Genomic DNA, 19,318 nt, shown 5'->3' with positions numbered 1-19,318 from the left:
TTACATGGGTGTTTTTGATGTAGATTATAATAAAATAACAGAGCTAACACAATTTCCATATGAAATCGAAGTGATTCATCATACTTGGATAACAATGTCTGATGGGACTAAGTTATCAGCTAAAATATGGAAACCTAAGACGAATGACAAGACTAAGGGAGCTGTTTTGGAATATTTACCGTATAGAAAAGATGAATTCACAGCTTTAAGAGATGAAATTAGACATAAATATTTTGCTGGCTTTGGTTATACAGCAATTCGAGTAGATATAAGAGGTACGGGTGACTCTGAAGGTATTATTGAAGATGAATATCCATTGCAAGAACAAGATGATGCCATAGATATTATAAATTGGGTTACATCACAACAATGGTCAAATGGTTCTGTAGCAATGATTGGTAAATCGTGGGGTGGATTTAATGGTTTGCAAGTAGCTGCTAGACAACCAGAAGCATTAAAGACGATTATATCTTTATGCTCGACTGATGATCGTTATGCTGATGATGTGCACTATAAAGGTGGTACTTTGATGGCATCAGATATGCTCTGGTGGGCTTCAACAATGTTTGCTTATAATGCGAGACCTGCTTTTCCTAAATATTTTGGGGATAAATGGTATGAAAATTGGTTAGAACGTCTGGAACAGACACCGCCGTTTGTTGAAGAATGGGTAAGTCATCAAACAAGAGATGATTATTGGAAACATGGTTCAATTAACGAAGATTATTCTGATATTAAGATTCCAGTATTAACGATGAGTGGTTGGGCAGATGGTTATACAAATGCTGTATTTCGCTTAATGGAAAATTTAAATGTACCGAAAAAAGGTATTATTGGACCGTGGGCACACGAATTTCCAGATGTTGCAATTCCTGGTCCTCAATTTGGTTATTTACAAGAAGTCGTTGCATGGTTAGATAAATGGATGCAACAAGATTCAACTAAAGATCATCAAGATGAATTTTTATTATATTTGCAAGACAGCATAGAACCTAAAACATCATATGATTATAGAGAAGGTAAATGGTTTGATTTGTTGAAAGAAGAAACGACTAAGAAAGATCTATTAAGTAGTATGACTAGAGTAATTTCATTAAAAAATAATCAGCAACATGGATTATATTCAGGCGTATTTTGTCCTTTTGGGCAAGAAGGAGATTTACCGGATGATCAAACTATTGATAATGCTTTAGCTAGTTCATTTATGTTGGATACATTTGGTGAAACTTTGAATATAATAGGACAACCAGTAGCAAAGTTACATCTGAAATCTGATAGTAAATTTGGGAATATCCATGTTCGTATTACAGACGTACATCCAGACGGTCACAAGACGCTCGTTACAATGGGTCAACTTAATTTAAACCATTATAAGAGTCATGAAACACCTGAAGACTTACCGGTGAATGAGTTTATAAATGTTGAAGTGCCGTTAGATGTTATTGGTTATCAAATACCAGCAGGACATACAATAGAAATATCTATCGCACCTGCATATTGGCCACAAATTTGGCCAAGTAGAGAAGTAGCAAACATCGCAGTAGACTTAGAATATTCGCATTTGGAATTGCCATTAGTGGACAATTTTGAAGAAGTTCAATTAAACTATCAATTATCAGAAACAGCACAACCATTAGAAAAAATTATCCATAGAGAAGGTTCAAGAACGAGAGATATAACGAAGCGATTAACAACAAATGAATGGGTATTAAGAGATTATTCAGATGAAGGTTTAAGAACATTGAAAGAAAGTAATATCACATATGGCACCGAGAATCTGAATTTATATACAATTACAGAAGGCGATCCCCTCACAGCAAAAGTACAATGCGATTGGAAAGTAATCGTTAAAGATGATGATATTGATACCGAAGTAGAAACATATAGTACAATGACTTGTGATGTAGACTATTATTATTTATACAACAAGCTAGTAGCATATAATGATGGCGTACAATGCTTCACAAAGACTTGGCATAAGAAAATAAAAAGAAACTATAGTTAGAAGATTTATGAAGTATCAGGAATATATGCTAGGTAAAAAGGGTTGAATCCGGATGAATCGCACGAAGACTCCAGAGATATCGTGCGATTTAGATCCAAATCCAAACTCAAATCCACAATCCATATCATCCTTAATATAGCAAAACCCGTGAGAGCCAGTAGTTATCGTGGCTCTCACGGGTTTCTTTTTAATCTATATATCGATATGACATAAGTTCTTGTAACATATTGATTTCTTCTTGTAACTTAGCTCCGATATTAGTATCGCGAACTTTTTTTCTTTCGAGTTCTTCATCTACGACACGTCGTACGGATAGTTCGTCAGCACCGTTTAGTAGTACATTTTCTTTTGTACCAAAGTGTTTGTGAGCTACAAGTTGCATTCCGAATGAGTTATAAAGTAATGTATAGCCAGCGATACCTGTTGTTGATTGGTATGCTTTTGAAAATCCACCATCAATGACAATCATTTTACCGTTTGCTTTAATTGGATTTTCTCCATCTATTTCTTTTACAGGTGTATGTCCGTTTATAATACGACCTTGTTCTGGGTCCAAGTTGAATTCTTCCAACATTTTACGGCACATTTCACTGTCTTCTCTTAAATAGTAATATGGATTTTTTTCTTCTTTATGTGAAGCTTTATCTTTTATGAAATATCTTTCGAATGTAGTCATGGCACGTTTCCCGAATAGTGAAGAATATTTACCTGTCCATAAATACCAGATTAAATCTGTAGATAAATCATCTGTTTCGTTTTTATGGCTAAATGACTCTCTAATATGATATTCGAATTGATCAAGTAATTCTCGTCCATTATACATCTTGCCGTCAATTTCCATTTCTTCCATGTTGCCGTGTTCATCTACCGGTATACAACCATGGATCAATAAATTACCGTTATATTTTAAATATAAATCTCCTTTTTTCATTAAGAAATTCATATGACGTTTGAGTTTCTCTGATTCTTGAACGGAGAGTAGTAATTTATTAATGACTTCTTCTTCTTCTTCAATTAATTCTGCTGGGTTTGCACGATTAATTGTTTCAAAGCATGTATTTTCAAGTGGGTAAGTATGACCATATACTGTAATCTCTTGTTTGTCGTAATCTACTTTTTCTAGGACTAATCTTTCTTCCATATCAAAAGAAGGTCTGCGTTTAATAATTGGACTTTCTAATTTAAATTGAATAATAGCGATTGCTTGATGAATTTTAGTGATTTGTAATTTTTCAGCTTCAGATAGTTTTTTTTCTGCATGTTGTTTTGGATAAAAAGCAGGATTATCTCCATAATATTTTTCTGCTAAATTGACTAATGGACGCAAGTTTATACCATAGGCATCTTCAATTATATCTAGATTATCGTAACGTGCGCATATTCTTAATATATTTGCTAAACATACTTTAGAGCCTGCATAAGCACCAATCCAAAGTACATCATGGTTACCCCATTGAATATCAACTGAATGATAGTTAATCAGTGTTTCCATAATTTTATCAGGTTCTGGGCCACGGTCATAAATATCACCAACTACATGTAAGTGGTCTACAACAAGTTGTTGTATGGTATATGCTAAACCGGTAATGAGTTTATCTGACTGTCCAAGAGAGTTGATTTTTTGAACGATTGTTTCATAATAAGTAGTCTTGTTATTATAGACATTACTTTTATATAAAAGTTCTTCGATTATGTATACAAATTGTTTTGGTAAAGCTTTACGTAATTTAGAACGCGTATACTTACTTGAAGCATATGAAATAAGGTGAATCATTTGTTGGATTGTTTCAACGTACCAGTCATATAAATCAGCTTTTGTTTCAAATTGATTTTTTATAAGCTTTAGTTTTTCTTCTGGGTAATAAACTAAAGCAGCAAGTTCACTAATTTGTTCTTCAGAATGTGTATCTTTAAAAATATCATGAATTTTAGCTCTAACATTACCCGAACCATTTCTTAAAACGTGTTGAAAAGCATGATATTCACCGTGCAAATCACTGACGAAATGTTCAGTTCCTTTAGGCAAGTCTAATATAGATTGTAAGTTAATAATTTCAGTCGCTACTTTTTCTTCTTCGTCAAACTTTTCTGCTAATAAATTTAAGTACTTTTCTTTTAAATTCTGGTTGTCATATTGAGTCATAAAAAAATCACTCCGTTCATCATATTTAAATTTTATTATTTTAAATTAAACATACCATTTGAGATATAGTATATCACATTAAGCGTTTTCTTTAATGGTTTAAAACAAGGTTAAAGAGGTCATAAAAGTAAAAAGGAGCGGATGACTGATGAGCTGTAAAATAGAAAGAATTTATGAAAGTGAAGAAGAAAAAGCAATTAGAGTGTTAGTCGATAGAGTATGGCCAAGAGGTATATCTAAAGATAAAGCTAACCTTGATCATTGGCTGAAAGAAATTGCGCCTTCTGACACTTTAAGAAAATGGTTTAATCACGATCCAGATAAATTTTCTTCCTTTAAAGAAAAATATAAAAAAGAACTAAAATCTGGCGAGCAACAAGAAGCTTTAGAAGAACTAAAAGAAATATACAAAAAAAGCGATAAAAAGGTTGTCTTATTATACAGTGCGAAAGATGAAAAAAATAATCAAGCAGTAGTTCTAAAAGAAATAATTGACCATCAGAAAAAAGATTGATATAAACGTATTTTAAAACTGGCAATCTAATGCCAATATAATGATAAGAGGCTGTGACAATTAATTTGTCCAGCCTCTTAATTATGTCCTTTTATTGCTATTTTATGCTTCTATTCAACTGTTGATACATTGTCTTTGCATCTTCTTTTGTGCTTATTCCATGAACGTTCATGCGACCGTCTTTAAATAAAGTCATGTTTATGTCTGCATACTTTATAAATTTTACATAATCATTTTCTTTAATAATATGACCAGGGAAATAGTGTGCGAATTCAAATGCTTGTTGTTTAAATCTGAATAAGAATGTATCTCCACAAAGTGATTCTATTGATGGATGATAAGAATTATTCAAAGAATGGTATGTTTTTTGTTTACATACAATACAATTGTTGTTTTTTAAAACATCTATATTCCTAGTGCGTGTAGATATTTCAAAGGTATCAATCGTAATCAGTTTTTTAGAAAATCCATTTCCAGAAACGAAACGTAATAATTCGGATACTTCATAACTTGCTACTTGTTGAACGACAGGTGGTAATACACCATTAATTGCACAGCTTTCACCAGTATGTGGAACTGTATTAAGGATGCACTGCAAACAAGGCCCAGTAAAATCTATAGCATATACAGTTCCTTTGCTTCCAACTGCTGCTCCGTATATCCATGGAATCTGTAATTTATGGCTCACTTCATTGATTAAAAAACGCATATCAAATTGATCCATTCCATCAATTATGATGTCAGGTTGTATTTTGCTAATGATGTCTTCAATGTTATTTGATGTCATTTCTTGATGAATCGCATTTAGTTCAACATTATGATTAATTTGCTTTATTTTCTCTTTTACAGCGTATACTTTTGGTAACATTGCTTGTGCATCATGTTCATCATAAAGTGCTTGGCGATGTATGTTTGACAGTTCTACAATATCCATGTCGATGATTGATAATTTATGTGCACCCATTCGAGCTAATAATTCAGCGACATGGCTACCAAGAGCACCAGCACCCATGATTAAAATATTTGTATTTTGTAATTGTTTTTGGCTTTGTTCTCCAAAGTGCTGATACTTTATTTGTCTTTCATAACGGTTCATTATAAGAAACCTAAACCTTCAGTAGGGCTAGATGCTTGTGCAGTATATTTAACAGGTATTCTACCGGCAGTATAACTTAATTGTCCTGCTTCAATACCTAACTTCATTGCGCTAGCCATAGTTACAGGGTCTCTAGCACCAGAAATAGCAGTGTTTAATAAAATAGCATCTGCACCTAATTCCATTGCATAACAAGCATCTTTCGGAGACCCAATACCAGCATCGACGATAACAGGAATACTTGATTGTTCTATAATATATCTTAAGTTAAGAGGGTTATTGATTCCTCTACCTGTACCTATTGGTGAAGCGAGTGGCATAATAGCGTGAACACCTAATGCTTCTAATCTTTTTGCTAGCACGACATCACATGAAATATATGGACATACGATATAGCCTTTTTCTAATAAAATTTCACAAGCTTTGTAAGTTTCTATTGGGTCAGGCAATAACGTTTTATCATCACCAATTACTTCCACTTTAATGAGATTACATAATCCAGCATGATTCGCAATTTCAGCAATGCGCACAGCTTCTTCGGCAGTATGAGCACCAGCTGTATTAGGGAATGTAATGAATTTTTCTAAGTCTACTTTAGCTAAAGGATTGGGTAAAGATTTATCATATAAATTCATTCGTCTAACAGCAAAGGTTAGAACTTCCGTGCCAGATGCTAGTATGGCTTCAGATTGTGTTTGTTCGTCTTTGAACTTTCCTGTACCTAATAATAATCTTGAGTTAATTTCATATGGTCCTATTTTTAACATTTTATCCGCCTCCGACAAATTCTAATAGTTCTAATCGATCTGACTCTCTAACGAGAATATTGCTAAATTGATCATTCTTTACAAGTGTGTCATTCCATTCAACTATAATTCTTTCTTGATCTAACTCTAGCGATTGGAGTAAATCAGACAAAGTTAATACTTCGTCGAAATTAAATTCATCTCCATTGATCATACATTTCATAACTGAACACTCCTTTTAACTTTAAAATCATCTAATAATGATGGTGCTTGATCGTTAACTATCCATTCAGAAAGTAACTTTCCAATGATAGGTGAAAGTAAAATACCATTTCTATAATGTCCAGTTACTAAGAAAAGACCATGATCTATTTCATCCATAATTGGCCATTCATTATGAGTGTATGGCCGAATACCAGACCATTTATGGATGATATTGCTTTCCATTAATATTGGTATATATGATGTTGCTTGGTTAATTAACCACTTTTCTCCTTCAGCTGAAGTGCCAACGGAATAGTCATCAAAATAACTTGTAGCTCCAACTAGGAATGTATTGTCTCGTTTAGGTACAATATAGCATCCATTCGTTATAAACAAAGTTTGTTTCAAACTAAGCTGTTCATTCTTTAACAACAATACTTCACCTTTAACCCCAGTTAATTTCGGCTCAATTTGATAGTCTTCTAATAGTTTATTACTCCATGCACCTCCTGCTACGACAACCTTTTTTGAGAACAAAATAGTATCTGAAGTATGAACTTTATAACAATCTTTTAAACGTTTGATTGCTTTAACTTCAGTGCTATATAATCGTTCAATCCCTTTATTGGTAATTGATTTTAATAATGCTTTTGTATATTTTGAAGCATTAATCTGACCGTCATCAGGGATGTATATAGCAGGATGCTTAAATTCAATTGTATGTTTAGAAAGATTGTCTAAATCCTTTTTGTTTAATGGTGTTACAGATCTATCTCGCTCATTTAAAAAATGATATTGCTCTGTTAAACATTCGACGTCTTCTTCTGAAGCGGCCATTTTGATTAATCCGTGTTCTTGATAATCTATATTAATGTTTGTTTCTTTATATAATTCATGGCTTAAAGCTTTAAAATAATCTCTTGAACGTAAAGCGAGTTGGTAAAGTGCTGTATCTTGAACAAATTCATTTTGAGCACCTAACATGCCACCTGCTTTATATGATGCATGTAAACCAGGGATATCACGATCAATTACTGCAATAGATAAATGTGCTTTGTCCATTAACTCACGTGCAATAGACATGCCGATTACACCGGAACCGACAATTATAACGTCATACATATGCATGCCACACCTTCCTTAAATGTTCTATTTCTTGAATGCTACAATCTCTGAAAAAGGAAATTGCACAAATTCCTTGAAAACCTGCTGGAAGTACTTTAAGTGAATCTTGATTGATACCACCAATAGCATAAATAGGGATATCAATCGAAGTTGCAATCTTGATTTCATCAACAGATTTAGGAATGAGACCTTCTTTTGAAGATGATTCAAAGACATGTCCGAAAAATACAAAATCTAAATGATGATGTTTAGCAAGTTCAACACCTTGAACAGAATGCGTCGACATACTAACTGAAATATGTGGATGAGACGCTTTATATAGAAAAGCTTGTTCGTCATTTTCTCGAAAATGAATAAAGTGTAAGTCATATAATTCAAGAACAGAAATATCTGTATGAACCATTAATTTGTCTCTAGGAAAACCATGAGTTAACAAATAATCGATCGCGTTACATAATAAATTGCGACTCATAGGAACTCTAAGCAATAATAAGTCAATATCATTTGAAATCTCTATATAATGATCTAAGTCATCATTAACTAAATGCTTGTACGGTGAAATGGCTATAAACAATTGAATCACTCCAAATAAAAAAGCGCTATTTTTCCATATATAGAAAAATAGCGCAAAAATTAGCTTCTTTAGATACGCCACTTTCCTACGCCAGTATGAACTGGATCAGGTTCTGGGAATCCTAAAGTCGCTACTTTAGTCTCAGCCTCTAATAAGGCACTTCCAGTGGTCTGTTATTTAATTATTAATTTCATTGTACATATAATAGTCTGAATGTTCAAATAGAAAATTAAAATAACACGAGTTTAATAAAAATAATAAAGGGAATTAAAACAAATAATAACTAGTTTCTCTTTATACGTATGAATAAAAATGCTACATGATTTTATATCATAAAAGGTGGGATGAGAGATGGGTACACTTTTATTTATCATTGCATTACTTATAATCGTAATTTTATATCTCATAGTTAGAATGAAATATATATCAGACTTTAACAAAAGAAGAACAGTACGTAAAAGAGAACAAAGATTAAAAGAACTTATTAACTCAGCATTCAAAATCGATAGGTTACAATTAATCGAAGAACGGAAAGCAGATATTAAATTAAAATATAATAAAAGAGCGATAGCCGTTAAACGAGAACAAATCAAAAAGGTAGATTCAAGTGACGAAGAAAGAATTGAGATTAAATATGAATTGCCAGATGGTATAACTAAAGAAGAAATCTTTGATTTTATAATAGAAAATAGTAACTTCTATATTACTGAAGAACGCTATAATAATTTAAAAACTCAAACAGAGTAATTGAATGGAGGCTATTATGATGAATCCTGTAGTCAAAGTATATACAAATGAAAAAGATTTAGAAACAGACGTCAATACATTAAAAGACCAAGGCATTAGCCAAAAAGACATTTATATACTCTCATCAGACGAAGCACACACAGCAGAAATCGTAGAGCAAACAGAATTAGAAAATATCAATTACAATAGAAAAGATATTGGTGGATATTCTTATAAAGAAGATGAATTTCTAAGGAAGTTAGAAATACTTAATATAACTGAAATAGAAGCAGAAAAATATATAAAAGAAATAAAACAAGGAAAAGTATTACTGATCGTAACAGATCAAAGAATAAAAGGCGTATTAAAATAACGTCGTTATAAACATACTAAACCCCAGCAGACACAAAAGTCATGCTGGGTTTTTAGTATCTATAGCATTCAAAATTAAGAAGCTAAAGCATCAATTACATAAAATATACCAAACAATATAAACATAAAAGCAATCATGAATGAAATAAATACCGCAGCAAGAAGCGGGTTGAATAATAAAACAATACCTGCAAAAATACCAACAATATTTAAAATAATAGATATAGTATGAAAACCTTTGTTAGATTTCTCGATAGGCGTAACAGTAAAAATAGCGACAATATTATTAATAATAAACCAAATCGCAAAAATATAAATTAAGAAAACAGAACTCTCAGCAGAATTGAACATAACAACAAGACCGAAAATAATATTAATCACACCAAGAACAATCGTCCAACCATTCGGTATTCCCATCATTTTCTTACCCGCACGTCTAAAACTAATCTCTAGTACACCACTAATAACAGAGAATAAACCAATCAACCACGTAATAGTATAAAAGTTCTCAAGCGGAAATCTGAAAATAACAATACCAATAATTAAAAACAAAGCACCCATCACAAAACTCGGCCACTTAAATCTATTCGTTTGTTGAGCCATAATAGAACCTCCAAAAAATATGTAATGAGTATAGTATAAAACGATAAAGGAGTAAGGGGAAGGATAAAATTACACTTATTATGTAGATGTTATAAAATTGGGTTAAAATAGTTTATGAATTCAAAACTGAATTTATTTAAATTAGTTTTTCTTTAATAAACTTAGTTTAAATAAATTTAAAATCAAACTAAGATAAAAAGGAAGTGATTTATTGGAAAAAGCAATTGTTAAAATTGGTAAATCGGAAATTTATGTTGAGGCTAGTAACTTCTTTAAAGATAGAGATTATTTATATCGTAAAAATCATTTAATTTGTAGTACACAAGGGTGTAATTGTAAATTAAGTTATGTGAATAGTACTTTTAGAAAACAACATTTTAAAACTTATATTAATCAGAAACATAAAGAATTCTGCCCAAATCATAAAGAAAATATAAAAGAAAGATTTAAAGAAATAAAAATTAATGATGTTAGTGGCTATTTTAGTGAAGAAGCTATAAATAGTAGAATGAAAAATGGTTTTAAAAAGTTTCTGAGTAATAGCGATACTGATATAGAGATAGACAAAAAACCAATCGTTAAAACTAAGCCTATAAAAGATAAAGAAGCAAAAGTAAAAAGTACTTATCAACAAGGAATAATAAATTTTGATAACCTTACTGTAACTTTTGATAAAAGTGAAGTTAGACTACCAAATATAAGACATAAAAGTATTAACGATCTTGATGAAAAAGATATAGGAAGACCGTGTTTCATATATGGGTATATAGAAAGTATTACAAAGAAAGGGAATAATCTTTTTGAAATGACATTAGAATATGAAACTAAAAAAATGAACATTTATATTCAGGAAGCATACTTTAAATCCACACTATTACAAGGCATAGAAAGCTCACTTAAAGGTTTGAAAAACTATATTTTTTCAGGCAACAATGTAATGATTGGATGTTTGAGTTTATTAAAGAATGAAGATAATAGTTTGATAGCAAATATAAGTGATTATAATTCCTTATATATTAAAGATACTGAATATTCTTCTATTACTCACTTACCTTTATTATCGTTTATGGCAAATGTATCTAGAAGAAATTTGATTTAAATCTCAAAAAAAATTTCAGTGTATTTTAATTTTATTTATTATATAATTAATTTAGTAAATTTTAATTAAAGGGGAAAAAATATGATTGAAAATGAATTGGATAAAATTTTGAGTATAGCTAAAAAAGAAAATCATTATATTACTAGGGAAAAAGCGTTTGATATTCTCATGTGCTCAATTTATTGTTATAAATCAATAGATTATAAATTGAATTGGTATGATTTAATAAATGAAAATATAACTGATGGAAAAAATGATGGGGGAATTGACTTCGTCTATTTTGATGATGAAAACACAAAAGTAGTAATTGGACAAAATAAATACTCTAAAAACATCAAAGTAAATGACATTTTTGCTGAAGTTAGCAAAATTAATAATACGTTATATGATTTTGATAAGGAAAAAACTACTTCTTATAGTAGAGAGGTTAAAAAGTTATTACGTAATTCTTTAGATAGACTTACTGATGAAGAAGAAGGGAATGTTGAAATCGTATTTTCTTCTACGAGTCAAGTTAGTGAGAAAGAAGCACTGAGAAAAGTAAATAATGTACAAAATTCAAAATTTGTAGAATTTAATTTATTAAATGAGATAGAAATTGAAAAAGTTATTGAGGAATTGAAGCAATCATTAGAAGTTGCAAAAGAATATAAATTTGAAATAGATAAATCTAAAAATGCATTAAGATATGAATCTGATGATTATAAAGGTATTGTTGTTAATATCAGTGCAACTAGTTTAAAGATTGCTTATGAAAAATTTGAACGTGATGGACTATTTAATATGAATATTAGAAGATATATTAAGTCTAAAAATGTTGATGATCCCATTATTCATAGTATGAGGAAAAGTCCGGAAGATTTTTGGGTTATGAATAATGGAATAACGATTGCATGTAATGACTACATATTAGATGGGGATAATATTAAAGTATATGATTTTTCAATAGTTAATGGTGGACAAACTACTCATCTGATTGCGAAAAATTTAGATTCATGTAAAGAAAATTTTTATGTAATATGTAAAATCATAAAGAAAAAAAATGATAGTAAAGGAAATGAAAGAACATTTTTTAACAGTATAGCTGAAGCTACTAATTCTCAAAAATCTATACAACCAAAAGATTTAAAAGCAAATGCTCCTGAAATGGTTCATCTTCATAAGATTTTAATTGAACAAGATATTTACTTAGAAATAAAAAGAGGAATTCCTACTCCTAGAAAGTACTCAACAAACAAGATTAAAAATGAAGAATTTGCACAGATATTTTATTCATTTGTCTACCAAAAACCGGGTACTGCTAGATCTTCAAAAAGAAGCTTATTTGCTAATAATAATCATTATAAAAGTATATTTAAATTAGATTATGCTTCTGATAATAATAAAGTCAAGTTTATAAAAGACTTGATAGATTTAAATAAGCGAATTGGTTATATTATACAAGGAATCAAGGACAATAACCATGAGTTAGAAATATTTGATAATGAACATATGATAATACTTAATAATGGTAAGTATTCAATAATTGCTATAATAGGATTAATATATAGAATTGTTAATAATGATCCTGGTTCAAAGAATAAGGGTGACTTAGTAGGTGATGATTTTGTATATGGTGAATTTTTATCTAACTATAAAGAAGATGATATAGACGAAAAACTAAAGGATTTAATAGTGGAATATGTTCAAATATTGAAAGAAATTTATGATAATGAGTTTACTTTGGGGAACGTCACAAGTCCTAGTAATTTCTTTAAAACAGATAAAAAGTATATTGATAAAATAGCAAGTAAGATAATAAATAATCAAAAAGTAAAAAGAAATAACCATGAATTAATTGATGCTTATGGTGATTTATTTAGAAGAAAGTTATAATCTATTAAGCATGTGAATTAGTAGTGTCTATATAAACTATCCAGATAAATTCATTTTAAGAGTTTATCCGGATTTTTTATAAAACCGTTTTTTATTGAGATAAAGTGATTTGGATATATTAAAATGTCATGGAGTTCTTAATATAGATCTAATAAAATTGCTTAATCTAACGGATCTTTAAAATATTATATAAAAAGTTTATAAAAAATAGTTGGCATTAAAATCAGATTATATATAGTATAAGTGTAACCTATAATTCACTCTTGAACAGGAGGATGTATGTATAAAGTAATTAAGTTAGAGCTTTGTGACTTAGAGGGATACATCACTGATGGTAAAGGTGGCGTATCGAGAACTGAAGAATATGTGGTTCCTGAAGATTTAAGTGTTAATGATTTATTAGGTGGTATTGAGGAGAGATATGGGGAGTCTCTTAGCGATAATACTGAGTTTTTCAATTCGGTATTTATTCTAGCTACCGTTAAGAAACATGTAGATAACAAATCTTTGCTTGTATTAAAGCAAAGTTCAACTTCTCTCAATGCTAGTGTTTTTAGAATTAACGAAATTTGCCTGTATTTAGACAAGGATTACCATAATACAAGGTATTTAAATAATCATCAAGAATGTGATTAGCTATTAATTTTGTAAATGTATTAGAAAAATAGGATTTTGTAATGTAGTAAAAAGATTATATAGATTTTGTATTTGAATGGTTCCTTCCTAATAGCTTCGATTTAGTAATACTCTCTTTTTTAATTTCTCATATATAGATAAACAGTTAATTTAATAGAGTGCGTACATTTCTTCAAGGATATGGTGGTTTATAGGTTACATAGAGTTTGGTTTACTCTAGGGATTTCTGAGAAGAATTATAGGTTGAATTATTTTTAGTATTTCATATGATCAACAACGTTTATTAGAATTTAGTTCTAATTTAATATAGTATTATCCTAATTGAATGTTAGGAAGGTTACTTTTTGATTTTTGTGTGTTTCCTTTCTGGGGAAATTTTAGAGTGAAAAAGGATGAGAAGGCTGAGACAATTTTTGTCTCAGCCTTCAGAGTGTCGACAAAGTCTTAGACTTTGCCGGCATTTTTTTATGCGCATGCTTTCCGCGGGCATGTTCTCAGCCTGTAGTCTTCGAATCATGCTTTTCCCGCAGGAGTCATCGCAAAAAAATACCAAATATTAACAAATTATTTTATAATATAGATGAAGTTTTATTTAGGAGTTGATTCTATGTTAAATAAATGTACGGAAAACAAAACCTATATTAGAGAAATCCGTAGACATGTTTTGCAAGATGATTTAGACATAATCGAAGATTTAAGGTTTATAGATACAATTAAAAAAGCATATAAATTAAGAAGTCAAACATTAAAAAGACGATTTGGCGATGCAAAAGAACAGCATGGTATGAGATGGACTAGAGATAGAGGAATTAAAAAAGTATCCATGGACACCACGCTTATTTGTGCTGCCATGAATCTTAAAAAAATGGCGATGTGGCTCGTAAAAGAGCCACAAACAGCTTAGTTTAAACACAGTTTAAGCTTAAATTTAATAAAACAAAAAACAAACTGAACTTATAAATTTAAGTTCAGTTTGTACACAGCCTGTTTTTTTACATATTTTTAAGTTTTGTATTAATTTTCTTACTTTGTTGAGCGTTGAATATTAAGAATATGAACCATATGACAAGAAAGATAAGTGTGAATATTGTAAGTGCGCCAATTAAGGGTTCTGGTTGTAGTGGTACCCAATGGTTTATTGTTGAGAGGATAAAGAATGCTATTACGCTTCCTCCTAAATGGATGATCAGTTTAATTGGTAATGGTAGGTTATCAAACTCATAAACGATTGGTAAGAATCCACAAATGGCACCAAATAAATAAACACTTATGACATCCAGAAAGTCGATTGTAACGTTAAATATAGCGATGAATATGAGCATGATACTACTTCCTATACCAATGCCTTGTAAGGTAGATTTTAATATTTTATTCATAATTTTCCCTCCTTATATTCCTAATGCTTTATTTAAATTTTTAACGTATCTTCTTGATATTGTTACTTTTTTATTATTGATAAGTGTTCCAAACAAGTTTCCTGAAAATGATGGAGATACTTTTGTTATATGTTCTATGTTTACAATGGAGGATTTACTAATTTGCACGAACTTGTGACTTGGTAAAGTTTGCTGTAACGCATTGAGTGACATTCTAGTTGTGATGGTTTCTTCAGTTGTTGTAATGCTAAGTTGTTTATCAAATATTTCTGCAAATATAATATTAGCTTTAATAACGAGTGATACACCTTGAGATGTTTTGATGCCTATTTTGTCGGAAGGTGATTCATATTGTTGTATATAGTTTAATAGGTTGTTACCAATTTCATGTTCATATGTGCTAATGGTGACGTCGGTTAGCGTTTTAGTTGAGTCAATTTGTAAGTGTACATTGAATTGATCTTTCATAGCCATTGCCTCCTTTGGTTATATAGTATGTGTTTTATTCTATTTTGTCAGTAGTTATAGCATAACCGGTTTGATTGAGGGTGTGAGTGGTTGAGAGGGGTATGTATTGTAAAAAAGCTTCCTTTACTTTCACTAATTGTGACTTGTAAAGGAAGCTTTTGTTTATATTTTTAGCATGCTACGGAAACCTCTTGCTCCATAATATGAATCAGCTCCGTTGTGATAGGTGAACACTGTATCGTAGCGTAAATCACAGAATATAGCACCGCCAAGGTTTCTTATTTTGTCTGGAGTTTCTACCCAGCTAGATGATTTTTTATCAAATTCTCCAAGTGTTTGAAGATGTCTGTATTGTTCTTCAGTAAGTAAACTAACTTTCATTTCATTTACCATATCTATAGCACTTGTTTCCGGTTTATGTTTCTTTCTAGATTCTAGTGCTTCTCTGTCATAACATACGCTCCTACGACCTTTAGGACTTTCTTTTGAACAATCTACAAAAAGATATTGATCATCTTCAGACCCAATAACATCAGGTTCTCCTTCAGTTCGTTCCATTTCATTAAGTGACCATAACTGTTCTGGATTAGATTGTAATCGACTTTCTACGTCAGACCACTCTATGTTTTCATGACGTTCTGGGAATTTTTCAAAACGTTTTTTCAATGTTTCAATAAGCTCTGTTTGTTCTTCTTGTGTTAGTTGTTGAGATGTCATATGAATACCCCTTTTTCTTTTATTTTAGCAAAATATAACTTTAATGAAAGTAATATGTAAATCATCATCAAGGAGCAATCATCAAATGTCTAATAGATTAATAAAACAAATAACGGTAGGATTATGGAGCTTATAAGCGCTGTTAGTATCATTCCGATAGAACTAAATGCAGCTGACTCAATATCAGTTTCTAATATTTTAGCAGTTCCTATGGCATGTGATGCATTTCCATATGTCAGTCCTTTTGCTATGGAAGTTTGAAAGTTAGCTAACTTGATTAAATATGAGCCTAATATGCTTCCGATAAGTCCTGTCCCGATAATAAAGAGTACTGCTAAACTGTCTATTCCACCAATTTGTTGTGATACTTGAACACCAACTGCAGCTGTAATGGATCTAGGTAATAATGATGCTATCATTTCTTTTGAATAACCTAGAATATTCAATGTTGTAAATATTAATATGATATTGATAGCTATGCCGACAAGCACGCTAGTTATAATGACTTTGAAATGTTTCACAATCATTCTTCTATATAAGTATAAAGGATAAGCTAAGCATACAACTGTGCAGTTTAAAAAGTTATATATCCATTTACCGCCAGTCATATAGTCTTGATAATCATAATTTAACATAATAAGTACAAATATTATTACAATAGAAGAAACGAGTGCTGGATGGAGAATTGCGATTTTAAATTTCTTTTGAATATACAATGCAAATATGTACGTGATGACTGTTAAAAGAATCATGAATAATGTTTTTAAAATCATGATTTATCACCACTTTCTTCTATACTATTAGATTTTGTCATTTTTTCTGCAACGTATCCGGAACAAAGTGCAACGATACAAGTACTTGCTATAACTAAAATAATTAAGAAGATAAACTGAGAATTAAATTGTTCAACTAAATCCATTGCACCAACAATAGAAGGAATAAAGAAAAAGATCATTGTGCTTAATAGTAAGTTTGCACCATCTTTTATCCACTCTTCTTTAATAATATTGAACTGCAGTAACAAGAATAGTGTAGCAAGACCTATAATACTGCCAGCAATCGGAATGTCTAGAATTTGCTGAATCCAGCTACCAAATATTGTGATTAAATATATGATGCATATTTGAAAGATGACTTTAATAAACTTTGAAATCATAGTAAACAAACCCTTTATTAAAAATTTAAGATGGCTTTAACTTCATCTGAGTATATATTATTTAATTATAGAACTGATTCAGTTAATTTGAAACGTTATTTATATTATGTGGTTTCTCTTTTTCTTTTTAAAATTAAGAGAAGAATATTTAAATGATAGAAGATACGCAATGTTAGATGAAGAATTAAAGGTTATAGATAAGTATTATTTATAAGAACTAGCAAGTTATAAAAGTTTAATTTAACAAAAGGCTTTACAATTTATAACTTATAATGTATAGTAAGTATCAAGTGATATTTCGAGATTAAATTAATTGGTAGTTTTATTCATTGTTAATGAAAGTCCATTTAAGTTTGAAGATTGATTATTGCAAATATATCGTGCAAAAGCACACAGGAGGACTTTTATATGAATAAAGGTACAGTAAAATGGTTTAACGCAGAAAAAGGTTATGGTTTCATCGAAGGAGAAAATGGTAACGACGTATTCGTACATTTCTCATCAATCCAAACTGAAGGTTACAAATCATTAGACGAAGGCGCTTCAGTTACATTTGATATCGAAGAAGGCCAACGTGGACCTCAAGCGGTTAACGTTAACAAAAACTAATATTAAATTATTAGCTTAACACCTCATAACATTGTTATGAGGTGTTTTTTTGTTTTTATAATATAAATTGTTTAACTATTCTGAATATAATCGTTAGCATTATAGTCGGTGAAATGGTTAAATTAATATAACAACATATAGGAGGTAATCGTTATGACAACAATTCAACATTTAACTGTAGGAAATAAAGAAGCAAATATAACAGTAGAAGCATTTATAAATTTTGCATGTCCATATTGTTCTCATTATTTTGCAGCAGCAGATGAAGTGTTAAAACCTTATATTAATGATGGAAGTGTTCAATATATTATTAAACACTTTGATAAGACTAAGCAAAGACTGCTAAAAGGTACTGTCGCTAATATTTATCTGGATTATAATGACCCTGAAGAAACATTTGAGATTATACGTCACCTATATGGAACACAAGAAGAATGGACATTGAATTTTGAGACGATAGAAAGAAAAATGGAGCAGGAGCTCGCTTTATCCCCACAAAAAAATGCAGATGATCGATCACTTGCTATACATCAAGAAACCTTTGAAAGAGGCATTACTGGAGTGCCTTCAGTCTTCATAAATGGTGAAAAATTTGAATTTAATCCAACTGAAGACGATAAAGCAACAATAAAAGAAAAATTGGAAAAAGCACTACAAAGTTAAAAATTAAGTGTAGATATTTATTTTGGAAGAGAGGCTGGGACAAATTATTTGTCCCAGCCTTTCATTGTTCGGTGTTGATTTTGAGGATGTCTTAGATTAACTATCTAATTAATCTACAACTTGGCTAAACTCTTCGATTAACTGCTGACTTAATCTACAACTTGGTCAATTTCTTCGATTAACTGCTGAGTTAATCTACAACATGGTCGAACTCTTAGATTAACTCCCGACTTAATCTACAACATGGTCGAACTCTTAGATTAACTCCCGACTTAATCTACAACATGGTCGAACTCTTAGATTAACTCCCGACTTAATCTACAACTAGGCCGAACTCTTAGATTAACTCCGGACTTAATCTACAACATGGTCATTCTCTTAGATTAACTCCCGACTTAATCTACAACTTGGCTGAACTCTTAGATTAACTCCTAACTTAATCTGGTATGTCAACAAAAACTTAGACAGAATTCATAAGTTTATAAGAGGTTGGCGTTTGATAATTTAATCCTGCATGTATTCTTTCATTGTTATACCAGTTTATATACATTTTTAATTCAATTTCTAATTGTTCTATCGTATAGAATCTTGTAGTATTTATGAATTCTGTC

General features: G+C 30.6%; 23 protein-coding genes and 1 riboswitch. Of the genes, 10 read left to right on the top strand and 13 right to left on the bottom strand.

All coding sequences use genetic code 11. The annotated features are described in order from the left end of the window. The first annotated feature begins 4 nt into the window (after positions 1 to 4). Positions 5 to 2,005, top strand: coding sequence for a CocE/NonD family hydrolase (locus LQ668_RS10335; RefSeq protein ID WP_107509361.1), 2,001 nt, complete (start codon positions 5 to 7; stop codon positions 2,003 to 2,005). A 187-nt stretch (positions 2,006 to 2,192) separates the two neighbouring features. Here the strand turns inward: LQ668_RS10335 and LQ668_RS10330 are convergent, their stop codons facing one another. Beyond that, positions 2,193 to 4,148, bottom strand: a complete 1,956-nt coding sequence (locus LQ668_RS10330; RefSeq protein ID WP_107509362.1) for a fructose-1,6-bisphosphatase — start codon at positions 4,146 to 4,148, stop codon at positions 2,193 to 2,195. Positions 4,149 to 4,296: 148 nt separating this feature from the next. Here LQ668_RS10330 and LQ668_RS10325 point away from each other — a divergent pair, with 148 nt between their 5' ends. Beyond that, a complete protein-coding gene (locus tag LQ668_RS10325; protein WP_078358412.1) occupies positions 4,297 to 4,662 on the top strand; it encodes a DUF488 domain-containing protein in 366 nt (121 codons plus the stop codon). Between the two features lie 97 nt (positions 4,663 to 4,759). Here LQ668_RS10325 and LQ668_RS10320 read toward each other — a convergent pair whose 3' ends face one another. Genes LQ668_RS10320 through LQ668_RS10300 form a run of 5 tightly spaced genes read right to left on the bottom strand, consistent with a single transcriptional unit; the run spans position 4,760 to position 8,416 of the window. Next, positions 4,760 to 5,758, bottom strand: coding sequence for a ThiF family adenylyltransferase (locus tag LQ668_RS10320; RefSeq protein WP_107509363.1), 999 nt, complete (start codon positions 5,756 to 5,758; stop codon positions 4,760 to 4,762). Continuing rightward, a complete protein-coding gene (locus LQ668_RS10315) occupies positions 5,758 to 6,525 on the bottom strand; it encodes a thiazole synthase (protein ID WP_107509364.1) in 768 nt (255 codons plus the stop codon). The genes LQ668_RS10320 and LQ668_RS10315 overlap by 1 nt, the downstream gene beginning before the upstream one ends. Before the next feature lies 1 nt (position 6,526). Beyond that, on the bottom strand, positions 6,527 to 6,727 hold the full coding sequence (thiS, locus tag LQ668_RS10310; protein WP_107509365.1) for a sulfur carrier protein ThiS: 201 nt from the start codon (positions 6,725 to 6,727) through the stop codon (positions 6,527 to 6,529). Next, positions 6,724 to 7,830, bottom strand: coding sequence for an NAD(P)/FAD-dependent oxidoreductase (locus LQ668_RS10305; protein ID WP_107509374.1), 1,107 nt, complete (start codon positions 7,828 to 7,830; stop codon positions 6,724 to 6,726). Before LQ668_RS10305 ends, thiS begins: the two co-directional genes overlap by 4 nt. Continuing rightward, positions 7,823 to 8,416 carry a thiamine phosphate synthase gene (locus LQ668_RS10300; RefSeq protein WP_107509375.1) on the bottom strand — a complete coding sequence of 198 codons (594 nt, stop codon included), beginning with the start codon at positions 8,414 to 8,416 and terminating at the stop codon, positions 7,823 to 7,825. The genes LQ668_RS10305 and LQ668_RS10300 overlap by 8 nt, the downstream gene beginning before the upstream one ends. Positions 8,417 to 8,472: 56 nt before the next feature. Continuing rightward, a riboswitch (TPP riboswitch) is annotated at positions 8,473 to 8,581 on the bottom strand. 177 nt (positions 8,582 to 8,758) lie between these two features. Between LQ668_RS10300 and LQ668_RS10295 the strand changes: the two genes are divergently transcribed. After that, entirely contained in the window at positions 8,759 to 9,154 is a 396-nt protein-coding gene (locus LQ668_RS10295; RefSeq protein ID WP_078358408.1) for a hypothetical protein, read from the top strand. Positions 9,155 to 9,170: 16 nt separating this feature from the next. Beyond that, on the top strand, positions 9,171 to 9,506 hold the full coding sequence (locus LQ668_RS10290; protein WP_239711057.1) for a YflT domain-containing protein: 336 nt from the start codon (positions 9,171 to 9,173) through the stop codon (positions 9,504 to 9,506). 74 nt (positions 9,507 to 9,580) lie between these two features. On the opposite strand, the gene LQ668_RS10285 is transcribed toward LQ668_RS10290, so the two are convergent. Further along, entirely contained in the window at positions 9,581 to 10,108 is a 528-nt protein-coding gene (locus LQ668_RS10285) for an HdeD family acid-resistance protein (RefSeq protein WP_107509367.1), read from the bottom strand. A 211-nt stretch (positions 10,109 to 10,319) separates the two neighbouring features. On the opposite strand from LQ668_RS10285, the gene LQ668_RS10280 reads away from it, so the two are divergent. The 4 genes from LQ668_RS10280 (at position 10,320) to LQ668_RS10265 (ending at position 14,622) form a co-directional block, all read left to right on the top strand. Further along, positions 10,320 to 11,207, top strand: coding sequence for a hypothetical protein (locus tag LQ668_RS10280; RefSeq protein ID WP_107509368.1), 888 nt, complete (start codon positions 10,320 to 10,322; stop codon positions 11,205 to 11,207). Positions 11,208 to 11,288: 81 nt separating this feature from the next. Further along, positions 11,289 to 13,082, top strand: coding sequence for an AIPR family protein (locus LQ668_RS10275; RefSeq protein ID WP_239776016.1), 1,794 nt, complete (start codon positions 11,289 to 11,291; stop codon positions 13,080 to 13,082). A gap of 279 nt (positions 13,083 to 13,361) precedes the next feature. Further along, positions 13,362 to 13,718, top strand: a complete 357-nt coding sequence (locus tag LQ668_RS10270; RefSeq protein ID WP_107509370.1) for a hypothetical protein — start codon at positions 13,362 to 13,364, stop codon at positions 13,716 to 13,718. 607 nt (positions 13,719 to 14,325) lie between these two features. Continuing rightward, positions 14,326 to 14,622, top strand: a complete 297-nt coding sequence (locus LQ668_RS10265) for a transposase (RefSeq protein WP_239732868.1) — start codon at positions 14,326 to 14,328, stop codon at positions 14,620 to 14,622. A gap of 88 nt (positions 14,623 to 14,710) precedes the next feature. Here LQ668_RS10265 and LQ668_RS10260 read toward each other — a convergent pair whose 3' ends face one another. From LQ668_RS10260 to LQ668_RS10240, 5 genes are all read right to left on the bottom strand, one after another. Then, complete coding sequence (locus LQ668_RS10260) at positions 14,711 to 15,094, bottom strand: DUF3021 domain-containing protein (protein WP_107509371.1); 384 nt, start codon at positions 15,092 to 15,094, stop codon at positions 14,711 to 14,713. 12 nt (positions 15,095 to 15,106) lie between these two features. Continuing rightward, positions 15,107 to 15,562, bottom strand: a complete 456-nt coding sequence (locus tag LQ668_RS10255; protein ID WP_157946490.1) for a LytTR family DNA-binding domain-containing protein — start codon at positions 15,560 to 15,562, stop codon at positions 15,107 to 15,109. A gap of 162 nt (positions 15,563 to 15,724) precedes the next feature. Then, entirely contained in the window at positions 15,725 to 16,279 is a 555-nt protein-coding gene (locus tag LQ668_RS10250) for a DUF4256 domain-containing protein (protein ID WP_174221861.1), read from the bottom strand. Between the two features lie 89 nt (positions 16,280 to 16,368). Then, positions 16,369 to 17,052: an LrgB family protein gene (locus LQ668_RS10245; protein WP_078358401.1), complete on the bottom strand. Its 684-nt coding sequence runs from the start codon at positions 17,050 to 17,052 to the stop codon at positions 16,369 to 16,371. Continuing rightward, positions 17,049 to 17,435: a CidA/LrgA family protein gene (locus LQ668_RS10240; protein WP_078358400.1), complete on the bottom strand. Its 387-nt coding sequence runs from the start codon at positions 17,433 to 17,435 to the stop codon at positions 17,049 to 17,051. The genes LQ668_RS10245 and LQ668_RS10240 overlap by 4 nt, the downstream gene beginning before the upstream one ends. 408 nt (positions 17,436 to 17,843) lie before the next feature. Between LQ668_RS10240 and LQ668_RS10235 the strand changes: the two genes are divergently transcribed. Further along, on the top strand, positions 17,844 to 18,044 hold the full coding sequence (locus tag LQ668_RS10235; protein ID WP_016913015.1) for a cold-shock protein: 201 nt from the start codon (positions 17,844 to 17,846) through the stop codon (positions 18,042 to 18,044). A 153-nt stretch (positions 18,045 to 18,197) separates the two neighbouring features. Beyond that, entirely contained in the window at positions 18,198 to 18,707 is a 510-nt protein-coding gene (locus LQ668_RS10230) for a thioredoxin domain-containing protein (protein ID WP_107509373.1), read from the top strand. Between the two features lie 460 nt (positions 18,708 to 19,167). On the opposite strand, the gene LQ668_RS12495 is transcribed toward LQ668_RS10230, so the two are convergent. Beyond that, complete coding sequence (locus LQ668_RS12495) at positions 19,168 to 19,308, bottom strand: IS3 family transposase (protein WP_119475548.1); 141 nt, start codon at positions 19,306 to 19,308, stop codon at positions 19,168 to 19,170. Positions 19,309 to 19,318: the final 10 nt, after the last annotated feature.

It is taken from the genome of Mammaliicoccus sp. K-M42 (assembly GCF_022386375.1).
Taxonomy (GTDB): domain Bacteria; phylum Bacillota; class Bacilli; order Staphylococcales; family Staphylococcaceae; genus Mammaliicoccus; species Mammaliicoccus fleurettii.
Note: the sequence above shows the minus strand (reverse complement) of the source record. Positions and strands in the feature narration are given on the sequence as shown.

Bases quoted from the DNA above. Each gene is read 5' to 3' on its own strand.
- LQ668_RS10270 (WP_107509370.1), top strand. From the start codon at position 13,362: ATGTATAAAGTAATTAAGTTAGAGCTTTGTGACTTAGAGGGATACATC.
- LQ668_RS10320 (WP_107509363.1), bottom strand. From the start codon at position 5,758: ATGAACCGTTATGAAAGACAAATAAAGTATCAGCACTTTGGAGAACAA.
- LQ668_RS10275 (WP_239776016.1), top strand. From the start codon at position 11,289: ATGATTGAAAATGAATTGGATAAAATTTTGAGTATAGCTAAAAAAGAA.
- LQ668_RS10235 (WP_016913015.1), top strand. From the start codon at position 17,844: ATGAATAAAGGTACAGTAAAATGGTTTAACGCAGAAAAAGGTTATGGT.
- LQ668_RS10250 (WP_174221861.1), bottom strand. From the start codon at position 16,279: ATGACATCTCAACAACTAACACAAGAAGAACAAACAGAGCTTATTGAA.
- thiS (WP_107509365.1), bottom strand. From the start codon at position 6,727: ATGAAATGTATGATCAATGGAGATGAATTTAATTTCGACGAAGTATTA.
- LQ668_RS10230 (WP_107509373.1), top strand. From the start codon at position 18,198: ATGACAACAATTCAACATTTAACTGTAGGAAATAAAGAAGCAAATATA.
- LQ668_RS10265 (WP_239732868.1), top strand. From the start codon at position 14,326: ATGTTAAATAAATGTACGGAAAACAAAACCTATATTAGAGAAATCCGT.
- LQ668_RS10295 (WP_078358408.1), top strand. From the start codon at position 8,759: ATGGGTACACTTTTATTTATCATTGCATTACTTATAATCGTAATTTTA.
- LQ668_RS10260 (WP_107509371.1), bottom strand. From the start codon at position 15,094: ATGAATAAAATATTAAAATCTACCTTACAAGGCATTGGTATAGGAAGT.
- LQ668_RS10245 (WP_078358401.1), bottom strand. From the start codon at position 17,052: ATGATTTTAAAAACATTATTCATGATTCTTTTAACAGTCATCACGTAC.
- LQ668_RS10240 (WP_078358400.1), bottom strand. From the start codon at position 17,435: ATGATTTCAAAGTTTATTAAAGTCATCTTTCAAATATGCATCATATAT.
- LQ668_RS10305 (WP_107509374.1), bottom strand. From the start codon at position 7,830: ATGTATGACGTTATAATTGTCGGTTCCGGTGTAATCGGCATGTCTATT.
- LQ668_RS10315 (WP_107509364.1), bottom strand. From the start codon at position 6,525: ATGTTAAAAATAGGACCATATGAAATTAACTCAAGATTATTATTAGGT.
- LQ668_RS10330 (WP_107509362.1), bottom strand. From the start codon at position 4,148: ATGACTCAATATGACAACCAGAATTTAAAAGAAAAGTACTTAAATTTA.
- LQ668_RS10335 (WP_107509361.1), top strand. From the start codon at position 5: ATGGGTGTTTTTGATGTAGATTATAATAAAATAACAGAGCTAACACAA.
- LQ668_RS10325 (WP_078358412.1), top strand. From the start codon at position 4,297: ATGAGCTGTAAAATAGAAAGAATTTATGAAAGTGAAGAAGAAAAAGCA.
- LQ668_RS10290 (WP_239711057.1), top strand. From the start codon at position 9,171: ATGATGAATCCTGTAGTCAAAGTATATACAAATGAAAAAGATTTAGAA.
- LQ668_RS10285 (WP_107509367.1), bottom strand. From the start codon at position 10,108: ATGGCTCAACAAACGAATAGATTTAAGTGGCCGAGTTTTGTGATGGGT.
- LQ668_RS10255 (WP_157946490.1), bottom strand. From the start codon at position 15,562: ATGAAAGATCAATTCAATGTACACTTACAAATTGACTCAACTAAAACG.